This is a genomic window from Natronococcus sp. JC468 (assembly GCF_012163165.1).
Classification (GTDB): domain Archaea; phylum Halobacteriota; class Halobacteria; order Halobacteriales; family Natrialbaceae; genus Natronococcus; species Natronococcus jeotgali.
Map to the genome: position 1 here is coordinate 1 of NZ_JAAVUO010000052.1, position 21,178 is coordinate 21,178.

Annotated in this window: 17 protein-coding genes and 2 pseudogenes; 9 read left to right on the top strand and 10 right to left on the bottom strand. The window is 55.5% G+C overall.

Annotation, left to right across the window (positions count from 1 at the left end; translation table 11 throughout):
* The first annotated feature begins 226 nt into the window (after positions 1-226).
* Both GWG54_RS18375 and GWG54_RS18380 read left to right on the top strand, forming a co-directional pair.
* A complete protein-coding gene (locus tag GWG54_RS18375; protein ID WP_167939132.1) occupies positions 227-499 on the top strand; it encodes a hypothetical protein in 273 nt (90 codons plus the stop codon).
* 132 nt (positions 500-631) lie between these two features.
* Positions 632-895: a hypothetical protein gene (locus tag GWG54_RS18380; RefSeq protein ID WP_167939133.1), complete on the top strand. Its 264-nt coding sequence runs from the start codon at positions 632-634 to the stop codon at positions 893-895.
* 595 nt (positions 896-1,490) lie between these two features.
* Here GWG54_RS18380 and GWG54_RS18385 read toward each other — a convergent pair.
* Positions 1,491-1,964, bottom strand: coding sequence for a hypothetical protein (locus GWG54_RS18385; protein ID WP_167939134.1), 474 nt, complete (start codon positions 1,962-1,964; stop codon positions 1,491-1,493).
* Between the two features lie 140 nt (positions 1,965-2,104).
* Between GWG54_RS18385 and GWG54_RS18390 the strand changes: the two genes are divergently transcribed.
* Positions 2,105-3,763: a transposase gene (locus GWG54_RS18390; protein ID WP_167939135.1), complete on the top strand. Its 1,659-nt coding sequence runs from the start codon at positions 2,105-2,107 to the stop codon at positions 3,761-3,763.
* A gap of 346 nt (positions 3,764-4,109) precedes the next feature.
* Here GWG54_RS18390 and GWG54_RS18395 read toward each other — a convergent pair whose 3' ends face one another.
* From GWG54_RS18395 to GWG54_RS18410, 4 genes are all read right to left on the bottom strand, one after another.
* Entirely contained in the window at positions 4,110-6,248 is a 2,139-nt protein-coding gene (locus GWG54_RS18395; protein ID WP_167939136.1) for an alpha-amylase family glycosyl hydrolase, read from the bottom strand.
* 167 nt (positions 6,249-6,415) lie between these two features.
* A complete protein-coding gene (locus GWG54_RS18400) occupies positions 6,416-7,498 on the bottom strand; it encodes an ABC transporter permease subunit (protein ID WP_167939137.1) in 1,083 nt (360 codons plus the stop codon).
* Positions 7,495-8,460, bottom strand: coding sequence for a carbohydrate ABC transporter permease (locus GWG54_RS18405; RefSeq protein ID WP_167939138.1), 966 nt, complete (start codon positions 8,458-8,460; stop codon positions 7,495-7,497). Before GWG54_RS18405 ends, GWG54_RS18400 begins: the two co-directional genes overlap by 4 nt.
* Positions 8,461-8,464: 4 nt before the next feature.
* Positions 8,465-9,721: an extracellular solute-binding protein gene (locus tag GWG54_RS18410; RefSeq protein WP_167939139.1), complete on the bottom strand. Its 1,257-nt coding sequence runs from the start codon at positions 9,719-9,721 to the stop codon at positions 8,465-8,467.
* A gap of 233 nt (positions 9,722-9,954) precedes the next feature.
* On the opposite strand from GWG54_RS18410, the gene GWG54_RS18415 reads away from it, so the two are divergent.
* Positions 9,955-11,082 (top strand): ABC transporter ATP-binding protein, encoded by a 1,128-nt coding sequence (locus GWG54_RS18415; protein ID WP_167939140.1) that lies wholly within the window; start codon positions 9,955-9,957, stop codon positions 11,080-11,082.
* Positions 11,083-11,141: 59 nt separating this feature from the next.
* Here the strand turns inward: GWG54_RS18415 and GWG54_RS18420 are convergent, their stop codons facing one another.
* Both GWG54_RS18420 and GWG54_RS20715 read right to left on the bottom strand, forming a co-directional pair.
* Entirely contained in the window at positions 11,142-13,184 is a 2,043-nt protein-coding gene (locus GWG54_RS18420; RefSeq protein WP_167939147.1) for a glycoside hydrolase family 15 protein, read from the bottom strand.
* 197 nt (positions 13,185-13,381) lie between these two features.
* The gene (locus GWG54_RS20715; RefSeq protein ID WP_209438524.1) at positions 13,382-13,687 is read right to left on the bottom strand and encodes a hypothetical protein; all 306 of its coding nucleotides are present in this window, start codon (positions 13,685-13,687) and stop codon (positions 13,382-13,384) included.
* Between the two features lie 3 nt (positions 13,688-13,690).
* Here GWG54_RS20715 and GWG54_RS18425 point away from each other — a divergent pair, with 3 nt between their 5' ends.
* From GWG54_RS18425 to GWG54_RS18435, 3 genes and pseudogenes are all read left to right on the top strand, one after another.
* Positions 13,691-15,433, top strand: coding sequence for an alpha-amylase family glycosyl hydrolase (locus GWG54_RS18425; protein ID WP_209438525.1), 1,743 nt, complete (start codon positions 13,691-13,693; stop codon positions 15,431-15,433).
* A gap of 145 nt (positions 15,434-15,578) precedes the next feature.
* Positions 15,579-16,658, top strand: a complete 1,080-nt coding sequence (locus GWG54_RS18430) for a TrmB family transcriptional regulator (protein WP_167939142.1) — start codon at positions 15,579-15,581, stop codon at positions 16,656-16,658.
* 247 nt (positions 16,659-16,905) lie between these two features.
* Positions 16,906-17,148, top strand: a pseudogene (locus tag GWG54_RS18435) (transposase); the annotation flags it as partial.
* A gap of 714 nt (positions 17,149-17,862) precedes the next feature.
* Here the strand turns inward: GWG54_RS18435 and GWG54_RS18440 are convergent.
* Positions 17,863-18,015, bottom strand: a complete 153-nt coding sequence (locus tag GWG54_RS18440; RefSeq protein WP_167939143.1) for a hypothetical protein — start codon at positions 18,013-18,015, stop codon at positions 17,863-17,865.
* 53 nt (positions 18,016-18,068) lie between these two features.
* Between GWG54_RS18440 and GWG54_RS18445 the strand changes: the two are divergent.
* Positions 18,069-18,364, top strand: a pseudogene (locus GWG54_RS18445) (transposase); the annotation flags it as partial.
* Positions 18,365-18,723: 359 nt separating this feature from the next.
* Positions 18,724-19,851, top strand: coding sequence for a site-specific integrase (locus GWG54_RS18450; protein ID WP_167939144.1), 1,128 nt, complete (start codon positions 18,724-18,726; stop codon positions 19,849-19,851).
* A gap of 381 nt (positions 19,852-20,232) precedes the next feature.
* Here GWG54_RS18450 and GWG54_RS18455 read toward each other — a convergent pair whose 3' ends face one another.
* Positions 20,233-20,631, bottom strand: coding sequence for a hypothetical protein (locus tag GWG54_RS18455; RefSeq protein WP_167939145.1), 399 nt, complete (start codon positions 20,629-20,631; stop codon positions 20,233-20,235).
* Between the two features lie 12 nt (positions 20,632-20,643).
* A complete protein-coding gene (locus tag GWG54_RS18460; protein ID WP_167939146.1) occupies positions 20,644-20,880 on the bottom strand; it encodes a hypothetical protein in 237 nt (78 codons plus the stop codon).
* Positions 20,881-21,178: the final 298 nt, after the last annotated feature.

Genomic DNA, 21,178 nt, shown 5'->3' on the forward strand with positions numbered 1-21,178 from the left:
CGGTCGGTCTCTTGCGCCCCATGCTTGGTTTACGCCCTCATGGAGTAGCAGCGTTTCCATCGAGTCAACACGGCACGTTCTCCAATGCATATGGAATCGTCACCCGTTTCGCCACTTCGTTTCGACGAGTCTTCACCGAAAGAGCCGATACAGAGACAGTGCGAACGTAGCAAAAGGAGAACATCGGTATCCAAATTACAAGTGGTCGTGTGTTGTTACGTCGCCTATGGAGGATCTATACATTTACACCGGCTCAATCGCCGTGCTTGGAGTTTTGCTCGGAGGGCCGGCGGTAGGATCGCTCATTGCTGGTGACCGGAGCATCCCGATACTGCTCACAGCGATCGGTGGCGGTGGAATGCTTGTCACTGCGGGCTACAATTCACTACGAACAGACCCGGAGGAGTTTACCGTCCCTGCCATCGGCCTCCTGCTGTTAGTTGCTGCCGTCTGTCTGACTCTCATCGGAACAGTTCTATCTGCGGTATCCGGTGTCTGAGTGACCTGTACGTAGCGGCTGTTACTCTTGAGTACTGTTGCGCTCATAGACGAACACGCGTTACGTAGAGCTACGAACCTAGTAGTGGAATATTAGATAGATATTTACATTTTTGCTTCAAATAAAAGTCATATGGATCAGTGGTATCTCTATCATCTCTTAATGGGAATCATTGGCCTTAGTGTTGGAATTGTAGGATTTAGCGAGATTCTCTCGCAGGGAATTAGCCTCGGAACTTCACTGATGGCTGTCGGTGCTCTTGCTATTCTTGCTCAGACTGGATATGCTCTCTTCATAAAAGAGCCCTCGAAACTCACAGAATGGCAGAGCGTTGAAATTGCTGCTATTGGTGCGATACTTTGCTCAGTCGGAGCACTACTTCATGTTCTCGCATAAATGCTCAGTAATGTTACCTCCATCTCCTATACAGAATATCACGTCTTCTCGAGGCAGTCTGCGGTGAGGAGCAGTGATTGTCACATAGATATGCACACTAAACGGTGTAGACATCCAAAGAGGCATCAGGATAGCAATATTATTTAATAAAATAAAATACGGATGATAGTCAACGCTTATTTAAGAAATAGGTGATGACAGAAAACCCGAGGGCTCCGATTACTCCTAATCGCAAAGATTCTGAAAGAGGGCTTTCACCGAAAAAAAGCCATAAGATACACCATATGATGAGAAATCCGACTCCCATCAGAAGAGCGTACTGAGCCGTCCCATATTTTTAGTCCATCGTTCAAATGAATTGCTTTGTGTCATGTAACTATGGTAGTATCCATTAGATGTGTTGATAAATGTATTAATATAATATATTCTGACGTATTCTATAGGTTGGCGAGAGTATAGATTATGCAATTATAACTAATCATATAGAGCATTTACAATGGGAAGCAGTCATTGTTACGTAGTTCGCCTGTACGTAGCGGCTGTTACTCTCGAGTACTATTGCGCTCGTAGACGAACACGCGTTACGTAGAGAGGCTTATACCTCGCTGCCACGGAATCCTGTGAGGAAGGCGTGTGTACTCCTATAGAGAACAATGAACCCAGCACACCCGACCAGCAGTCCAAGTACAATAATGCTCCACCCATATCCGCCTACTACTGCGGAAAGACCTGCCCACGTAACGGCTGCCAGCGTGATGAACACGCACAGGGTTAGGAACCCATATCGAGCGAGGGTAGCACGCGAAGACCCTCTTCCTAATGCTTCAATCCCACCTAATTGAACAGCAGCGGCTTCAACGGCTAACTGAAGACCAATCAGGACTGATACCGCGAGCAACAAGATACCGCCGACCGACGGTATTTGTTCAATCCCTACGGTATTGAGTACTACAGCGGAGAGATGGGTCAAAACCGATAGTGAAGCGATTATTGCTGGGATTCCGATTAGTATAGTGGCACCAAGATAAACCAGACTCGGAATCAGCAATGAACGTTCTTTAGATGACACACTGTCAAGTTCTTTGCACCTCCCCATAAGTTTTGTTAGCTTCAACTGTGCTACTCAAATTCCTCACTGACTGTTTTGTGCTTCACCTGTACTGAGCAGGATAGATATGCTCTTGCGTTCGAGTCAGCAGCGTTCGCCCAATGGCCTCAACGCAGGCTTCGCGACGCGATGTCTTTCGAACGATTGCAACGGATTCGTATCAAGAGTGGCCAGCGTACGACATGACAGGGTTGTACGACCGGAGTTCGCTCGGGGCACTCGAAGAAGATATTGGGACTGTCGCATCGGTCTGGTTTGCTCACGAAGCCCACAATTCGGTTGATGAGTTCATTTGTGAACTCCCGATGCAATACGCTGATCTAACTCCGCATGATCAGTACGACGAGCCAGCAACGTACGAAATGCGAACGCTGACACGAGCATTTCTGCTAAAGGAAGCCTACGGCTGGGATAACGAAACAGCACTCCTTGAGTATCTCAAAGACCAGCCAGTGATCCAACAGCAGCTTGGCTTTGAGACGCTTCCCGATCAATCAACACTCTGGCGGACGTGGTACTGCCGATTTTCACCTGATCTCCAGGAGACGATTCAGAAGAGCGCACGACTTCTCCTCATCAACGCTAACAGAGAAGGCAGCGACGTTCCCAGAGACCCGCTTCGTAACTCTGAGAGCCATGGAGAGACCAGGCCCACCGATCACGAAGTGCTCACCCATGCAGACGAGGTTACTGAACAGGTGAGTCATATCGCCTATCCGGCGTTCTCGCTTAATCGCGGAGATAGCTGTGAGATTCATCCGAACGCATTCTGGGATCTCCAGACGTACCTCGGGCTCCAAGACAACCTGGCAGCGAACGAAGGTGCACGTAGTTTCCTCTATGATTCACGGCGGGATCGGACACCATTAGGACACGTTCATCGAGATCATATCCGCGGTCTTTCGATCAAAACAATTCGTGAGATGTATCACGAGGCGTTGCAGCGGCTTATCGATCGAGTGTCGGAGACGGAAGTTTTTCATCGGGCTGGACTCGTTGCGATCGATACAACCGAGGCAGAGCCGTTTACAGGCGATCGAACGGGCCATGAGAATGAGATTCCCGGTACGAAAGATGGCGAGTACGCTTATCAGTGGGCGACTATACAGTTGGTTGGGAAAGCCGTTCCGTTAGTCTTAGACGCTCGGCCGATCCGAAAGGGCGAGAGTCGCCGCAAGATCGTTGAGGACCTGCTAGATTCGGTGCAGGACCTTGTTCACGTCGATCGTGTGTTAATGGATCGGGCGTTCGATAGTCAGCACATCCTCGAAGAAATCGACCAACGCGGTCTCGGGTATGTTGTTCCAAAGCGGATGTACACGAGCGAACGAGCTCAAGCAAAGCGTCTACTCCGGTGGGATCGAGACCGCTACGTTACTGACCGCAAACTCCACTTGGGGAAGAACGAGTGGCATGAGACCACCCTAATCTACAGACGACGAGAGAACGCTGAGAGTAACGACTACACGCAGTACAGTGTCTTCATGACGAACTGCCGCCCAGGAGCAGTCCACTTCTACAATTCGCGGTGGGAGATTGAGAGCGGCTACAAGAGTATCAAGCGATTCATGGCAGCAACGACGTCGAAAAATTTCGTGCTGCGGTTCTTCTATTTCGCCTTCGCCTGTCTGCTGTACTCGATCTGGCGAGCTGTTGATCTCCTCGTGCAGATTGAGCTGACTGGCGAGTACGAACAGACACCACTCGTAACGGCTGAGAACACGCTCACGCTGTTGAAGCATGAAACGGGAATCGGGTAAAGAGCCACTCTACCAGCGTGGAAGAGTGATTTTGAGTGGCGACACTGGAAGCTACCTCAGAAGAGCGCCGAAATCCCTCTAAGACTAACAGGAATTAGCGACTGAGAGGGTGTCTGAAAGATCGCCGGTAGACTGATTGGTCCGAATTCACCGACAACAAGCCTGCTAAACGGCCTATAGTCTCATCTTCCGTCGGGTTCGCTCAGAAGTTGAGACTGCGTCACCCGATGCATATGGAATCGTCACCCTTTCCGTCACTTCGGTTCGACGAGTCTTCACCGAAAGAGCCAATACAGAGAAAGTGTGAATTAGTCACCGAGACGACCGGCGTCGTCGCCTCCTTCACTTACGCCTGCCAGTCGCCGACGTACTCGCCGGTCGAGTTTGTTGGGGCGGTATACTGACGGTTCGATCCGGATTCCCACGTCACCTCGCCGCTCTCGTCGATTTTAACGAACTTGAACGCCACCGTCGTCCCCGCGGGGACGTTCACGTCGTAGTACCACGCTGGGTACTCATAGACGACCTCGTTGAAGAACGGTCCGACCGCACGGTCGGTGTCCCACTCGCCCAATTCGTGGACATCACCCACGATGTAGACGTTCTCGCCAGGTTCAGTCTCGGCCTCGTCGACGATGAACCTCACAGAGACTTGGTCACCGCTGAGCACCTCGTAGCCTCCGAACACGTTACTCTCGGTTCCGTTGTCGTCGACGACATGAACATCGTAGTAGCCGCCCGACACCGAGGGCACGTCAATTTCTATCTGCGCATCAGACCACGAGACAACTGTGGCATCCGTCGACCCGAACTGCACCGATCCGGCGGTATCGCCAAATCCCTCGCCGCTTATCGTTACGGTGTGGCCGGGTTGACCCATCGTCGGACCGACGTGGCCGAGCGTTGGTTCCGTCGTCGTCCCACTATACTCCCAGACGCAGACAGTCTGCGGCCCGAGTGAGAACTCGTCTATCGAGCCATCGGCGTTGACGACGGTGTCGAAGCCGCTGAGTAACCCTCCGAGGGCGTCCGAGTAGGTTCCCTGCGGAAGCGCTGTGTACACGCCCGACACATCGTACCGGTTGAGACTACGGTTGATAGCGACCAGCACGACGTTGTCGCCGAACTCGCGCTCGTAGACGAATACGTCGCTGTTCATCCAGCGCTGCTCGGTATCGCCGAATGCCAACGCCGCGTTCGATTTTCGCAGCGGAGCAAGTGTCTGGATCACTTCGTATGCCGTCGTCGTTGTGTTGAACGACGGCATCGGCTTACGATTGTCGGGGTCATTACCGCCGGTAAGATACTGCTCAGTGCCGTAGTAGACCGCGGGAGTACCACGAGAGGTCAGAAGCACCGCCAGCGCCATATCGGTGTTTCGGGTGTCGCCGCCGGAGGTGGTGAACCGTTCCATATCGTGGTTGTCGATGAAGGGCACCTGGTCGACGACTTGATCGTGTTCGCTTGCCGTCTCCTGTAGCATATCCCAAAAGTCGTTCCAGTCGTCATCGAACTCGCGAAGCACCTGCCGAATCTCCTGACCAAAACGGAAGTCAAGGAGGCTCATTCCGCTGTCGTTCGAGAACTCGTAGTAGCGCTGGTTTGACTCGTCCGCCCCGAGGAACCACTCGCCGAACGTGAACACGGGCTGATGGTCGTAGATGGTGTCCATCAGCGTCTTCTGCCACTTCGGAGCCATGTGAGCTACGGCGTCGACACGAAGGCCGTCGATACCGGTGTCGAGCCACTGTCTAATGGCGTCCTTCAGGTACTGGTCAATGTACGCCTCCTGCTGGTCGAAGTCAGCCAGGTTGTACAGGTTCCGGTATATTTGGTCTTCGTAACTGGAGTAGTCGGTGCCGCCGTTGTGGTGGAAGTAGTCTTCAGGGTCGTTACTGTAGGACGCGACGACCTCGTCGTCATCGTAGAGAACACCGTCCTCCAATTCACCGCCGTCGGTCGACGGCGAGGTATGGTTCGGCACGAAGTCGATGACGACCTTGATACCGTTCTCGTGGGCGGTGTCAACGAGGGTCTGAAACGTCTCCATGTTCCCGAAGTAAGGGTTCGGACCTTGGAAGTCTCGCGCCCAGTAGCCGTGGTACGAAGTACCGCTGTCGGAGTCAACTTCAGTGATGTTCTCGAATGGGGGTGAAATCCAGATGGCCGAGATACCCATATTTGTCAGGTAGCCTTCCTCGATTCTATCGATGACGCCCTGCCAGTCGCCACCGCAGTACTTTCGTAAATTCGAGCAGTCCTCGCTGTAGAGATCGCCGCTCGGATTGTTCGATTCATCGCCGTCTTCGAAGCGGTCCGTGATGATCTGGTAGATGACATCGTCGGTGAAATCAACGGCTGCTCTCGGTGATTCCGTCGTAGCCGTTTGCGTCGCATACGTGAGCTCCGCGTTCGCGCCGGTTCCCGTGACGCCGATGGTTCCGAGGCCGATCCCTTTCAGTAGATTTCTGCGATTGAGTTTCATCTGAACTCTGCTGAAAAATCACTACATACTTTGTTATAAGTATTATCCATGGTTAATTATAATATTAAATTACGTACTCAGGTGAATAACGGAACAAAACGCCTCTGTCAGCGTTTATTGCTAATTTGAGCAACCGAGAAAATCGAAGGTTATGAAGGCACACCCGCTTACCCTTCCATTCCGCTGAACGACAGGCCACCCTCAATGTAGCGCTGAGCGAACAGGTAGACGAGCATAATGGGAGCGGCGAACGTCAGCGCAAACGCCGAAAACCGCGCCCACGGGATGGAGTACTCGCTGATGAGCGAAAACAGTCCCACGGGTAGGGTGTAGTTGTCCGTCGACAACAGAGTCTGTGCGACGACGAACTCCGTCCACCCCGTTAGGAAGACGAAGATAAAGACGGTCGCCAACCCCGCCGCCGACAGCGGGATGATGACCTCGGTGACGACGCGCCACGGCGGTGCGCCGTCGACGACAGCTGCCTCCTCGTAAGAGACGGGGATACCGTCCATGTATGTCTTCAATAGCCATGTGTTAAACGGCACTGCCGTCGCCGCGTAGTAGACGGCGAGCGCGAGCTTACTATCGTTGAGTCCGACCTGGACGTACACTGCATAGAGGCCGATAAGCAACGCGATACCGAGTCCACCGCCGACCTGCGTCAATAGGACGTAGACGAATAGGATCTTTCGTCGAAAGATGAATTCGCGACGTGATAGCGCGTACGACGCCGGAATAATGAGACACATCGCAATGATGACTGTCGGAATCGAAACGGTGAGGCTGTTCCAGAAGAACTGTTTGAATTCGGAAGGGTTCTCGACCCCGTAACCAGAGACATCGAGGAAGACGATTTCGGGCGTGTTTATCACGATCGCGAGATCGCTCAAAGGAACATTGAGACTAATGGCGTAGCCGGGAATCGCGAGGTCACCGATGACCCAGAGAAACGGCTGCAACGACGGATTCTCTGGCAACAACGTCAATCCATTCGACGAGTAGATCGAACCGCCCGAACCGGACAGTGCCGCCATTAGAATCCAGTAGATAGGGAACATTAGCCCGGCGACAAGTATGAGCGCGCCAAGCGTCGACCCGACAACTTTTAACGGCACCATCGGAGAGGTCTCCCCTCGACGGACGCTTTCGATGGTGTACTTCGCACCACGGGCCGTTTCCACCGGCGTCATTGCGACGTTCCTGACGTCCTCCTTCAGCTTGCGGATGATACCGTTCAAAAGGCTCACGAGTCATCCACCCCGTCGGCGAGTCGACCGCGCTTGACGTTCAGCCACATAAATGCCCCGATAAAGACAACGGCAATGATAGAGATGGCTGCCCCTTCACCGTATTCGGAAAAGGAGAACGCCTCACGATAGCCGTAGACGATGATCAGTTCGTTCTGTCGTGCTGGTCCGCCTTCATTGAAGACATAGGGGAGAAGAAACTGTTGGAACGACGCTGCTGCGGTCAGGATCGACGCGAACAGTACTGGTCGCTTTATCGAGGGAAGCGTCACATGGAAGAACCGGGAGAAGTAACTCGCGCCGTCGACCATCGCCGCCTCGTGCAGTTCATCCGGTACGTCTTGTAATGCACTGACGGTGATGATGACCATAAACGGGTAGGCAAGCCACGCTTCCGTGATATTGTATGCGACGAATGCCATCCAGCGTTCACTCAGCCACGCGACAGAGTCGAACCCGAGTGAACTGAGCACCTGATTGGCGAGACCGAACTCCGCGGAACTGAAAATGCCACGCCACACTGTAATGGTGAAGATAGCCGGTAGGCCCATCGGTAGAATAATAAGAGAGCGCATGACGCGTTTCCCCCTTACTCGATCGCCGGTAACGACGAGCGCGATACTGATACTTAAGATGAGTTTCAGTGTAACACTGGTTGCGACGAATAGCCACGTAATTCCAAAGGAGTTCCAGAACGTCGGATCGGTAAGTACTGCAGCGTAGTTCTCTACACCAATGAACATTGCCTCGCCGAACGTTAACACCGCCCACGCACCCTCTCCTGCAAAGAGATTCGCCGGTTCGGCGTTCGTAAACGAGATCCCAACGAGATACAACACTGGAAACAGCATGAACGCCGAGAAGACGAACAGCCCGGGAAGGACGAATAGCAGCGATGCGTCCCGCTTATCGAGGAATGGGACCTCTTCAACACGATTAGCGACGCGTGATACGGTACTCATCTGGTTATTCCCAGTTGCTCCGGATCTCGTTCGCCGCCTGTTCTAATGCCGGTTGGGGCTCAGTACTGTCGTTGAACATCTCGGTGAGAGCATTCCTCACGGGATTCCACACCTGATTCATTTTCGGATCGGACGGCATTGGGATACCTCGTTCAACGACCTCTGCGAAGGTCTGTACTGTATCGGGGAGATCGTTGTCTTCGACCAGACTCTTGAGCACCGGAATGCTACCTTGTTCCTCTGCGTTCCGTAGCATGAGTTCCTCGTTCGTAACGTACCATTCGACGAAATCCTGTGCAGCCACCGTATCGTCGTTGTTCTCTTCCATTCCGGTTGCGAAATACCACATCGTGATACCTGTGTACGGAGTCGGTTCGCCCCCTTCCACTGCGGGAAGCGTTGTGACCTCGTAGTTGACTCCTTTTTCGTTGAGCGTCTCGAGATACCAGGGACCGTTAATAGCGAAAGCAGCGTTGCCCTCGGCAAACACCGACGCTTGTGGTTCGTATTCGGGGTCATTCGGGGTGTAGGGAACGAAGTTCTCAACGGCGAACTCTGCACCGCGGACGACCTCCGGACTGGTGACGCCAAGTTCCTCATCAGCCTCGGGGTCGAAAATATAGCCGTCGAACGCCTGTAGCCACGGGCTGAGGAAGTATGGATCCGCAAAGGGGTAACTCAGGCCGTACTGGTTGCTCGAGGGATCGTGAAGTTCGTCCATCATCGACGTCATGTCTGCTACGCTTTCTGGAGCTTCGTCGATCAGATCGGTGTTGTAGATGAGCGTGACGGTCTCGGAGTCGTATGGAAGACCGTAGATACCACCGTCGAACTGAACGGCCTCGGCTGCGGCCTCGATGAATTCATCGATATCGACGTTCAGTTGATCGGTCTGATCGACGAGAAAACCACGTTCGGAATAATCTCCAACCCAGTCGTTGGCCCACTCGAAGACGTGTGGACCTTGTCCGGCGGGAATGGCGCTCGTCGTCCTCTGGGCCATATCGGAGATATTAGAGGCATTGACGCTGTGGTTCGTCTCTTCTTCGAACTGCTCTATCGCTTCTTGGCGTCCGTTTCGTTCCGATTCGGCTAACGAGTACCACACCGTTGCTGTACCGGACGGCCCATTATCGGAACCCCCTCCGTTATTGCCGGAATCCGTTTCACCCTGTTCATCGACACCAATACACCCGGCCACTGCGCCGGTTGTTGCGACAACACCAGCTTTTTTAAGTATAGTTCTGCGGTCCATTGTCATGGATGTATTTGTGATGAATAATTAGTTCATGCTTAAATCTTTGGATACCGCATTATCGTTGACACAATCAGAATGTAGGATAGAGAGGTAGATACGAAAAACGCAGCTATTTTATCATACTCTCTATATGAAACTATGGCAGCTTGAGATCCAGAAGCTGCTATGAAATTATACGTAACAAATTCTAGTTCGAGGGCAAGTATTATATGTATGGGATTCCATTCGCGAGAATAATGGGAACTGTAACACTCAATAATCTTAGAAAAGAGTTCGATAACGGTCAAATCGTCGCCGTCGACGATGTCTCTCTCGACGTTGCGGACGGCGAGTTCATCACTGTCGTCGGTCCCTCGGGATGCGGGAAATCGACGACGCTACGGATGCTTGCAGGCTTAGAACAACCGACCTCGGGCCGCATCACGATCGGCGACGAGGACGTGACCAATGTCCACGCTCGGAAGCGCGACGTAGCGATGGTGTTCCAGAACTACGCGCTCTACCCCCACAAGACCGTCCGTCAGAATATGGCGTTCGGCCTCCGGATGAGCACGGATCTTTCGAAGGACAATCGCCACGAACGCGTCCGCGAGACGGCTGAGATGATGGGCATCGAGGAACTGCTCGACGACCGCCCGAGCGAGCTCTCCGGCGGGCAGAAACAGCGCGTCGCGCTCGGTCGCGCTATCGTCCGCGAACCCGACGTATTCCTCTTCGACGAACCACTGTCGAATCTCGATGCGAAGCTCCGGACGACGATGCGCACCGAGATTCAGCGTCTCCAGAACGACCTCGGCACCACGTCCATTTACGTCACCCATGATCAAGAGGAGGCGATGACGATGGGCGACCGAATCGTCATTCTAAAAGACGGCGAACGCCAGCAGGTCGGCGCGCCGAAGGAAGTGTACCGCAATCCCATCAACGAGTTCGTCGGCGGATTCGTCGGATCGCCGTCGATGAACTTCATTGAGGTGCTCGCCAGTATCTCCGGGGACACAATTCGTCTCGAAGACGACTCGGAACGATTAGACTACCGTCTCGACGCCGCTGACTACCCGAGCATCTCCGAGGGTGACCGACTCTCGTTGGGGATCCGCCCAGAGGACGTGTACGTTGTTAACATAGCTGAAGGTATCCAGACAACCGTCGAAGTCGTCGAACCCATCGGCAGCGACAATTATCTCTACATGGACCTCGCGCCCGACTTTATCGCTCGCGTCGACTCCGATGTCGAACCCGAACCGGACGACACTATCGCTATCTCGTTCGATGAGGCGGACGTCCACCTCTTCGACGGCGAAACGGGTGAGTCGCTCACCTTTGAAGAGCGAAGCAAGACGGTAACGACACCGTTGTCATAAGCTGACTACGTTCGCACTCTTGTTTCGGTTCAGTTCAGGAATCGGAGCGTTTTCCGGTCTCAGTCAGCGAGCGTCGGCGCTTGCGCACTCACGTCGATACCAAGTTCGTCTGTCAGCGCGACGGTCGCCAATCGGAGTGCGTGCGGCCACCCTAGTGGTGTCGCGCTGTCGGGCGTGCCATCGTCGAACACCTGTTCCGGTAGGTAGCCCGTCTCCATGCAGAGCGGGCCATCCGGGAGCACGAGCGACAGTAAGTCATCTGTTATCATCGCAAATGACTCTGCGCGCTCATCACCCTTCTGACGAAGCAAACCGGTCATGCTTGCGGCGGCGTGTGCACCCCACGCCGTCGAAACTGTCCAGACCTTCTCGTGGCCCTGCCCGCGCTGTCGCCAACTGTCGCCTTCATACCGAACGAGTCCACGAACGTCGCTCTCGTCGGGGTCGTACCAGAGATTGTCGACCGTCTCCTCGACGTGCGAGACGAGTCGGTCGAGGCGTTTGTCGTCTATATTGCCGATACGGACGTAGAGCCGGTGCGCCGCTACGAGCGCCAGTGACGCCGAGTCGTATCGCAGGTCCAACTCGCCCGTCTCGCACTCGCGGAGTGCGTAGATTCCACGGTCGTCGGCCCAGAGGTCGTCGACCGCCTCGTAGATCCGGTCGGCCTGCTCCTTCGCGTGCGTCGTCGTCTCCGCGGGAAGATCGGCATCAGCGACCGCCGCGTACGCGCCGAGGAACGTCGCCGCCGTGTGGCTGAACCGTCCGTTCATGTTCTCCCATGCGTTCTGACAGGCGACGGGCCGGCCGTCGGCGGCGAGCGTATCGTCCAGTCCGTCGAGGGCGGCGTCGAGTGCTGTCACGACGTCGTCGCAGAGGTCGCCGTCAAGGTCGTCCAGCACCGACGCGAGGAACGTCACGACGCTGCCGGTCTGGTCGGCCTGATAGTCGACCCCATCGCCGGCTTCGAGGCGACCATTGGCCCACCCTGGCGCAAGCGTCCCGTCGCGGGGCCAGACGCGGTGCGGCCACGTCCCATCCGACTGTTGGGTGGCAAGGTACGCCCGCGCGCTCCGGTTTGTCCACGCGTCGAGACCTAGGCCGGCGTGGTCGGACACCTCGTTGACGAACAGTGAAATCTCTGCGTCGTCGCGGAACCACGTGTAGCCGTAGCCGCCCGAGTGCGCGTAGTAGGGGTCGAAGTCAGGGCCAGCGATACGAAGCCCGGTCTCCGCCGATAGGAGGCGGAGCACGCGGATGTCCGCCGCCACCGCGTCGGCATGCGGCGCATCGTCGGGCAGGTCGAGCGTCTCGGCCTCCGCGGTCTGCTGGAGCGCCGCGACGTCGCCGTACTCTGCCGCCAGTTCATCGAGTCGACCGAGCGCCGTCTCTCGGGTGGTCGTCCCCTTGTCGGTGAGCAGCGTCACGAGCGACGTCCGTCCGGATTCGAACAGGAGAAACACGACGAGGTCGCCGCTGAGGCGGTCTTCTTCGTAGCGGTCCTCGGAGACCGGTCGCGGCAGGTCGACCGTGGTGTTGTCCAGCACTTCAGCGAAGCGTATCGGGACCTGACCATGGAGATCCGAGAAGTCGGTTGCACTCCCGACGAAATCGTGTTCGGTCGTGTGGTACAGTTCGACGGCGTCCTCGTGTCGGAGCTGTCCGATTCGAGTGTCCTGGGCGTTCGGCGCGAAGCCCATGTAGGCGACGAGCTCGACGTCGGCTTCGGATCCCTCACCAAGTTCGACGTGCGTCACATGTGCGTCGTCGATAGTGAGGTCGTACTGCGTGAGAGCACCGAAGGGGGTCTCACGCTCGGTGACGACGAGCGCCGTCGAATCGTGGTACGTCTGTGAGACGGTGTCGTCGGCGTCGAACCAGTACATCTCGTCGTCGACGCGGAGGCCGAGACGACTCCGATCAACGCCGTTGCGTCCGGTCAGCGGGTAACCAAAGTCGCGAAGTGAACCGTCGCGTTCGACGTGGACGAGTCGGCCGCCGAAGCCTGAGAAGAGACCGGTTGTTGAACGGCGTTCACCCGGGAATCGCGTGTCGTGGCCCTCGTGTCGCTTGTAGTCGTCGAGGGCGTCGCGAAGTTGCATTGAGAGTGTGACACCGCGCTGGTGTAATAACTCTTGTTGAATTTGTCGTTCACATTTTCCAGTAGAAGCGGAACAATGATGTTTCCTCACTCGACTCGTAGAGTATGCACCATCCCGGCCCACCCCGGTTCATCTCGGTCGGTGAGTCAGTCGAACTGGCCCCCAGAAACCCGATTCCGGACGCTTCGTACCACTGGTCAGTCGCCGACGCTCCGGCGGAAAGCGGCTTCGACGCGGACGACGAGTTTCCGGTCGGCACGCCCGCGGGGTACCCTGACTCCGAGAGCGAGGAGGGCGGTCCCGTCGTCCACTTTCACCCGGACGTTTCCGGTACATACGTCGTCGAACTCGACGCGCCCGATGGGACCTACGAACTCACTGTTCGCGTCTTCCCTGACGAGCGGCGCGACGCGCAGTTCTCGGTCGCCGCCGAGGACCTCCCGCTCCCCGAATCGGAGCTTGACGACACCCAGATTTCGGTCAGCGGACCATTCAACAACCATCTGATGGCAACCAAGCGCCCGCGCCGCGTCGACAACGACTACGTGCTCAACGTACAGTTGCTCCCAGGCGAACACACCGCCGCCTTCTCCGTCGGGGACGACCTCGCGGAGGGCGTCCGTACCAGCGTCGACGTCGACGGCCCGGGCCGCCCCCGCATCCGACTCGACGCAGCCGTCGATGGCGAGGAGGTAGTTGTCACCGCGACGCCGAAGAGCGCCCCCGACAGCGAGTTCTCGGACACCGACCTCCCCGTCGAATTCTATCTCGACGGCCGTGACAACCTCGGCGAGAACAAGGTGAATATCGACGGCCGCGAACTCCGCGTCCCCGTCGACGCACTTCCACATCGCGCCCGCATCCACGCCGTCACCGCTGGCGAGCGCCGCAGCATCAGCGACACCGTCGTTCTCGATGCGACTGGCTCCGAATCGGTCGCCGTCACCCGACCAAACGACCCGCCGGCGTGGGCCGAAACGCCGACGGTGTACGAGATTTTTGTCCGCTCCTTCGCAGGCGAGACGTTGCCGACGACGTTCGCCGAAATCGAGCGCCGCATCGAGTACCTCGAATCCTTGGACGTCGACTGTCTCTGGTTGACGCCGATGCTCGCTAGTCCGACGACTCACGGCTATCACATCACCGACTACTTCGACACTGCCTCCGATCTCGGGTCGCGAGAGGCATTCGAGTCACTCGTCGAGCGTTGTCACGAGGCCGATATCAAGGTCATCTTCGATCTCGTCATCAACCACACTTCGCGGGACCACCCTGCGTTCCAGATGCACGCGGCGGGCGTCGAGGAGTACGCCGACCACTTCCGCCGCGTCGACGCCGACCGCAACGTCGTCGATGTAGAGTGGGCCGAGGTCCGAGAGGAAGGCGGCGACATTCCGGAATACTACTTTAATTGGGCACGCATTCCCAACTTAAACTACGATTCGCTTGCCGTCCGCCGGTGGATGCTCAACATAGTCGACGAATGGGCGGGTGTCGTCGATGGCTTCCGTTGTGACGTGGCATGGGGGGTCTCGCACGCCTTCTGGAAGGAGGTCCGCGACCGCGCACCCGACGATTTCCTGTTCCTCGACGAGACCATCCCGCGGGACGCCACATACAACGAGGGCGAGTTCCACATGCACTACGATACGACGCTGTACGAGACGCTATGTGACATCGGCAAGGGGAAAAAACCCGCCGACGCCATTCTCGATGCCCTTGACGACGCGACGCGGGCCGGATTCCCCGACTCGGCCGTTCACCTCCGCTACGTCGAGAACCACGATGAGGACCGCTACATTGACGAGTGCGACGAAGCGTCGCTGCGCGCAGCCGCCGCGGCGACGTTCACCGTGCCGGGTGCGCCAATGATTTACTATGGACAAGAGCGCGGCGTTCCTGAACAGCGCGGTCCGATGCGCTGGCACGACGGCGACGCCGACCTGACTGCATTCCACCGGGCGCTCACGTCGCTTCGCGCGGAGACGTTGACGCTCCGCGAGGGGAGCGTCGAGGCTGTCGACTACGACGTCGCTACCAGCGACAAGAAAGCCGACGCCGACGCGGTGACCGCTTACGCGCGCGCAGACGAGCATGGCCGCTACGTTGTCGTCCTCAACTTCGATGACGACCCGGCGACAGTGTCACTAGGCGAGGACGTTGAATCGACGGATCTACTGTCGGGTGAGTCGGTCGTCACCGGCAACGGCCTCAACGTCGTTGACGCTGTTGTTCTCCGCGCAGCGTAACTATAGGTTTCGCCGACTTCGATTATCACTGCCCGGACAAGAGCCGTTCAGTGTCGCCCGATTTTGCCGGCTATCTCTAGAAATCCACTCTCTCGTGGTGATTCTACCACTGCGTATTAGGTATTCCACCCAGATCCATACACGTATGGATGACGCCACACTTCGAAACATGCTCAAACAGTTCGGTCTCTCCGATAAGGAAATAGACACGTACCTCACGCTCTTGGAACACGGAGAGGCGAAGGCGAGCACCGTTGCAGATGCCGCGGGTGTCTCGAAACGCTACGTCTATAGTATCAGCGAGAAACTCGAAGATCGCGGCTTCGTCTCAGTGAACGACCACGCCGTACCGACGACGATTCGGGCAAACTCGCCGGAGGAAGTTACCAAGTCGTTGACGAAGAATATCGAGACGATGCGTCCGGCACTGGAGGCACGCTATTCGCAAGCCGCCCCGCAGACCGAGCAGTTCGAGGTCATCAAATCACGCGTGACAGTACTCAAACGGATCCGCTCACTCATCGACGACGCTGACGAGGAGGTGACACTGTCGATTCCGGCGGCAAATCTCGACGAGATTGCGGATTCGCTTCGTGCCGCCGTCAAACGCGGGGTGCTGGTGCTACTCGTTATCGCCGACGCCGACGGTTCGCTGCAGCCAGAACTAGGAGGCGTCGCTAGTGTTGCCCGCGCGTGGGTCGAACCGATGCCTACAATGCTTACCGTTGACCAACGCGTCGGAGTGGTCGCACCGATCGAGATGATAACTCGGACCAACAGCGACGCGCACGCAATCACGTTTACTGAATCCCGACTCGGTCCAGTCATCGTCGGGTCGTTTCTCGGAAACTACTGGCCAATGGCACAGCAAGTATATGTTACGGAGCCGGCCTCACTGCCGGTCACCTATACGAACTTTCGTCATACCACACTCCAGACGACACTCCATCTCCAAGCGGAGACGCCGTTTCGCGCCCACATTCGTGGCCGCTGGACGCGCGACCGCGACGGCCACGACGAGATCGTTGGCCGTGTTGTCGACGTGCAGCAAGGGCTCGTTGCACCGTCGAACAACTCGTTTCCCGTTGAGAACACGCTCGTTATTGAGACGGCTGATGGGATAGTCACCGTCGGTGGTGGCGGCGCATTTGTCGAAGATGTAGAAGCGGAGAGTGTGACGATTGAGGCCGTTGAGAGCGAAGAAAACGCGGAAGCAGACGGTTGAAAGTTCTGATAATAGGCTCGCGGAAGTGAGTAAAGCAATACGTGAACAGCGCGATGGCATTCGCGACTATCTCGAAAGTGGAGGGGTCGACGTGAGTATGTGGAACGACAATGCTGACACTCCCACCCGTGGCGCTGATCGCGATACTGCTGATTCCGACTAACGACGTTTCTACTTTAGCTAGCGTGAACAGAACGTACTATGACACATCTAGCTGACGAACTGCCGTCCAGGAGCGGTCCACTTCTACAATTCGCGGTGGGAGATCGAGAGCGGCTACAAGAGTATCAAGCGGTTCATGGCAGCGACGACATCGAAAAGTTTCGTGCTGCGGTTCTTCTATTTCGCCTTCGCCTGTCTGCTGTACTCGATCTGGCGAGCTGTTGATCTGCTCGTGCAGATCGAGTTGACTGGCGAGTACGAACAGACACCGCTCGTAACGGCGGAAAATACGCTCACGCTGTTGAAGAAGGAGACCGGAATCGGGTGAACAGCTGCTCTATCCGCATAAGAGAGTTAGTTTTGAGTGGCGACACTGGAAGCTACCTCGGAAGAGCGCCGAAACCCTTCTAAGACTAATAGGAATTAGCGGCTGAGAGGGTGTCTGAAAGATCGTCGATAGACAGATTTGTCCGAATTCACCGACGAAAAGCCTGCTAAACCGCCTGTAGTCTCATCTCCCGGCGCTGCCGCAGTAGTTGAGACTGTTTGACTCAATGCATATGTAGGCGCAGTCGTGTGATAGACCTCTTGGTTACCCGACAATTCTCAGTGCACCGGATAACGGTTAGATCAAATCCGGGCAGCATGGACGGCCCTCGCGATGCGTCGGGCCGTCCCTGCAAATCGGCCACCAGACGATCGGTTTCACCGCTAACGCCCGACCGAGCTAGCCTCCCTGCAAGTGGCAATGCCGTCACGTCGGCGGCTGACCGCCGCCGACAGCGACGACTCTGCTCAATCTTCCGTCAGAACTTCCATCAATCACTACCGATCAAGATGGAACCGCGGCTTCAGCCCAAGTGAGCAGGGACGCTTTGTGAGGTACTGATTCTTCGCGTTCTACTCGTTGCTCCGGTTCAACACGAGGGGAGGCAGAAGTTGAGACCGCGTCCCCAATTCATATGGAATCGTCACCCGTTTCGTCACTTCGTTTCGATGAGTCTTCACCGGAAGAGCCGACACAGAAAGTCCGAACTGATCACTAGTCTTGGTAGAAATATTTAACGAATATAATAGAGAGCGCAACCGCCATAAATATCCCTAATACTATATCCTCAAAAGCAAGACCAACACCAGTTCCGATAGCAAGTGCAAGAAGCATTGTTAACTGATTATCCATTTCGATTATATCCATATGGGAAGGTGATTTTCAGATTATATAACCTTTCCCCACTCTGGGACTCCATTCATACGCAGTACAGTGTCTTCATGACGAACTGCCGACTAGGGGCAGTTCATTTCTATAATTCGCGGTGGAAGATTGAGAGCGGCTACAAGAGTATCAGCGGTTCATGGCAGCGACGACGTCGAAAAACTTCGTGCTACGATTCTTTTACTTCGCGTTCGCGTGTCTGCTGTACTCGATCTGGCGAGCTGTTGATCTGCTCGTGCAGGTTGAGTTGACTGGCGAGTACGAACAGACACCACTCGTGACGGCCGACAACACACTTACGCTGTTGAAGAAGGAGACCGGAATCGGATAAAGAGCCATTCGATCCGCACGAGAGAGCTGTTTTTGAGTGGCGACACTGATGGTTATCTCGGAAGATTGACAAAGATGTTCTGAGAGTAACAGGAATTAGCAGTCGAGGGGGAGTCTGAAGTATTACCGCTGGACCGGTTTTTCTGAATTCGTGCTCTATAGGCCTGCTAAGCCAACTGTAGTCTCATCTTCCAGAGCACGCAATTTGTATATCAGCATGCAATTTACAAAATGTCGGATTTGCTCCCAGCATGCTTGAGAGATCCTGAGAAGGCAGAATTCCAATTTCGCAGTGGCCTTGGTTAAAATCAGATTTAACCATGGGTACTTACTAGGGTCGACACTGTACCCCACATACGAATGTCTCCCTTGACTGATCAGCAGGGTTCTGCCATCCAGAAGGCAGTCTCTCGGTATCTCGAGCGCTCGATCAAGTCCGACGGCTCGAAGGCAACCATGCGGCCGGCACTTGAGCAATTTGCTGCGTTCTGCCAGCGCGAGGGGATCGACGAGATTCGCGAGCTCGAGGCAGGCGACCTTCGCGAGTTCGGATATACGCTGCGTGAGGATCAGGTCGACGGCGAGATTGCGGCGTCGACAGCGAACACGTACTTCGCCTACGTACGAGCGTTCCTCTCGTTCTGCGTTCGTGAGGAACTACTTGACTCGAACCCAGCGAAGACGAACAGGGCAACTGAGTATCTACCGGAGGATACGAACGACTCCTCGAGTCAATTCTGGACGCCAGAACAGCGCCAGGCGATCGTGAACTATGCGACCAAACGCGTCGATATGGCGAATGACGGGACGATCCGAACTGATCCAGTGACGGCCTCGCGAGATCGGACGATCGTGGTGTTGCTCGCTGAGACTGGCGCCCGAGGTGCAGAGTTGTTCGACGACTCGAAGGACGAGAAACGCAACGGCATCACTTGGGGCGACGTCGATCTCGAGAAACACGTTCTGTCCGTCTTTGGGAAGTCTCGCAATCGCGAAGAAGTCCCGCTACCGAAGGCTGCTCGTGATGTTCTCGAGCGCCACCGAAAATACGTCGACCCGTCGACTGACGAATGGCCGGTGTTCCCGACCGGCCAGTTTCAGTCGAAACACGGTGTCCTCGAATCAGAACTCGGTGAAGATCAACTATCGAAGGCGCTTGAGGAGAAAGGCGACGCGTCGAAGACAGACGTCCTCGATGACCTACTCCGTGAACACGAGATCGCACCGCCGTCAATTTCTAAAGAGGGTGCACGACGAGTGATGAAACGCCTTACAGACGAGGCGAACATCGAACTCGATGACGGCCACAAGTATCTCAAGCCCCACGGAGCACGTCGTGGACTCGGCGCCGAACTGTACGCACTCGGTGAGTCCGAAAAGGCCCAACAGGTACTGCGTCACAAATCGATTGAAACGACTCACGAGGCCTACAGCGACCTCAAAACGAAAGATCTCGCTGAGTCGATCGACGAAATACGGAATAAGTAATCTCCAGAGTATTTCGAAACGCCATCTGGAATTCCGTAGTGTTTCGGTTGGTGAACGAGATGCCGGAAGTCGATGTTTGCCCCCCAGTATGGCCTAACCACCGTCGCAATCAACGAGGATCCCGTCGATTCGTACGATGGGTTGAGCGGTCCGTCCGTACTCGAAAATGAATTGGTCGGCATCCACGCCCGAACATTCCCGTGCCCGAGCAGTACATTGGGCAAGCCGGAGACGACGAGTGCAGACTGATTGTGAATCGCTCTTCAGACCCGTTCGGGAGATCCGAATTTAGCGTTGAAGAGGTTTCCGCTTGGACGTATGGCGTTAAATCCTGGTACGAATCCAGTCGCCGAGCCCACCGCGAAACTATACCCCCACACCTTAACCCATCAAGCCTAGCGACGATTCAACGGTCTTTCTCATATCGTGGTTCCTCAACGGGTCGCCCGAATCAACGGAATTAGAGAGGCTGATCAAGTTCTTTTTCGCCTCCTCAACATCCCCCCTCGACGGAACCAACCGCAAAGCAGCCCAGAGGTCATACATCGGAATGTCATCCACAACGGACTTCAATTCGGATGCGTCTCCTCGAAGGATTTTCCTAGCCTCGTCAATCCGATCTTGCTTACTGCTCCCCGGATTGGAGATCACGTTCGCGTAGTTCACGAGATCTTTTGAAATTTCCTTCCGAATCCTCCTATACTCTCGAATTGGGTCAATAACGGTCTTCTTCGAACCGTACAGTAGGCCGCCCCCGAAAACCGCCGTGCCAATTTCCATCAGCATGGGGTTCTACTCAGCGCGTCGAAGCCGTCTATTCGCAGGATACTGCCATGCCACACTTCGTTCGCTGATCTCCCACTTCCGAATCTTGTCCTTCTCGTCTAGTTCTTCCAAGCGACGGTGTGCGGCCTGTCGAGTGCAATCGACGTAGTCGGCGATCTCGCCTGTCCCCATCACGATCGCGGCGTCGTCTGATGACCGAGCCTCGAAGGCTTCGATGAACTTTTCGTCTGGGATACGTTCCATACTTTGATGTCTCATCCCTTGCACATAAGCATTGTGCTAATAGGAACAGTGCTAATAGGAACAATTCTTCCTCTCTCGATTTCACGGGTCAGCATTATCCAACCGCTGAAACCATCCATCTTTAGCTAGGAGACGAACCGTGTGATAGCGGCGGGTTATCGAGGTCAGTTTGTGGAAGGAACGAAGAGGCAATGAGTGGGCACAGCTGCACCTCCTCATATCGAATTATCAGTACCTCACAAAGTATCCTCAGTTAGCTGTTTCTGAAGCCTGAGTTCTGTGTTGAAGCAGTTGTACT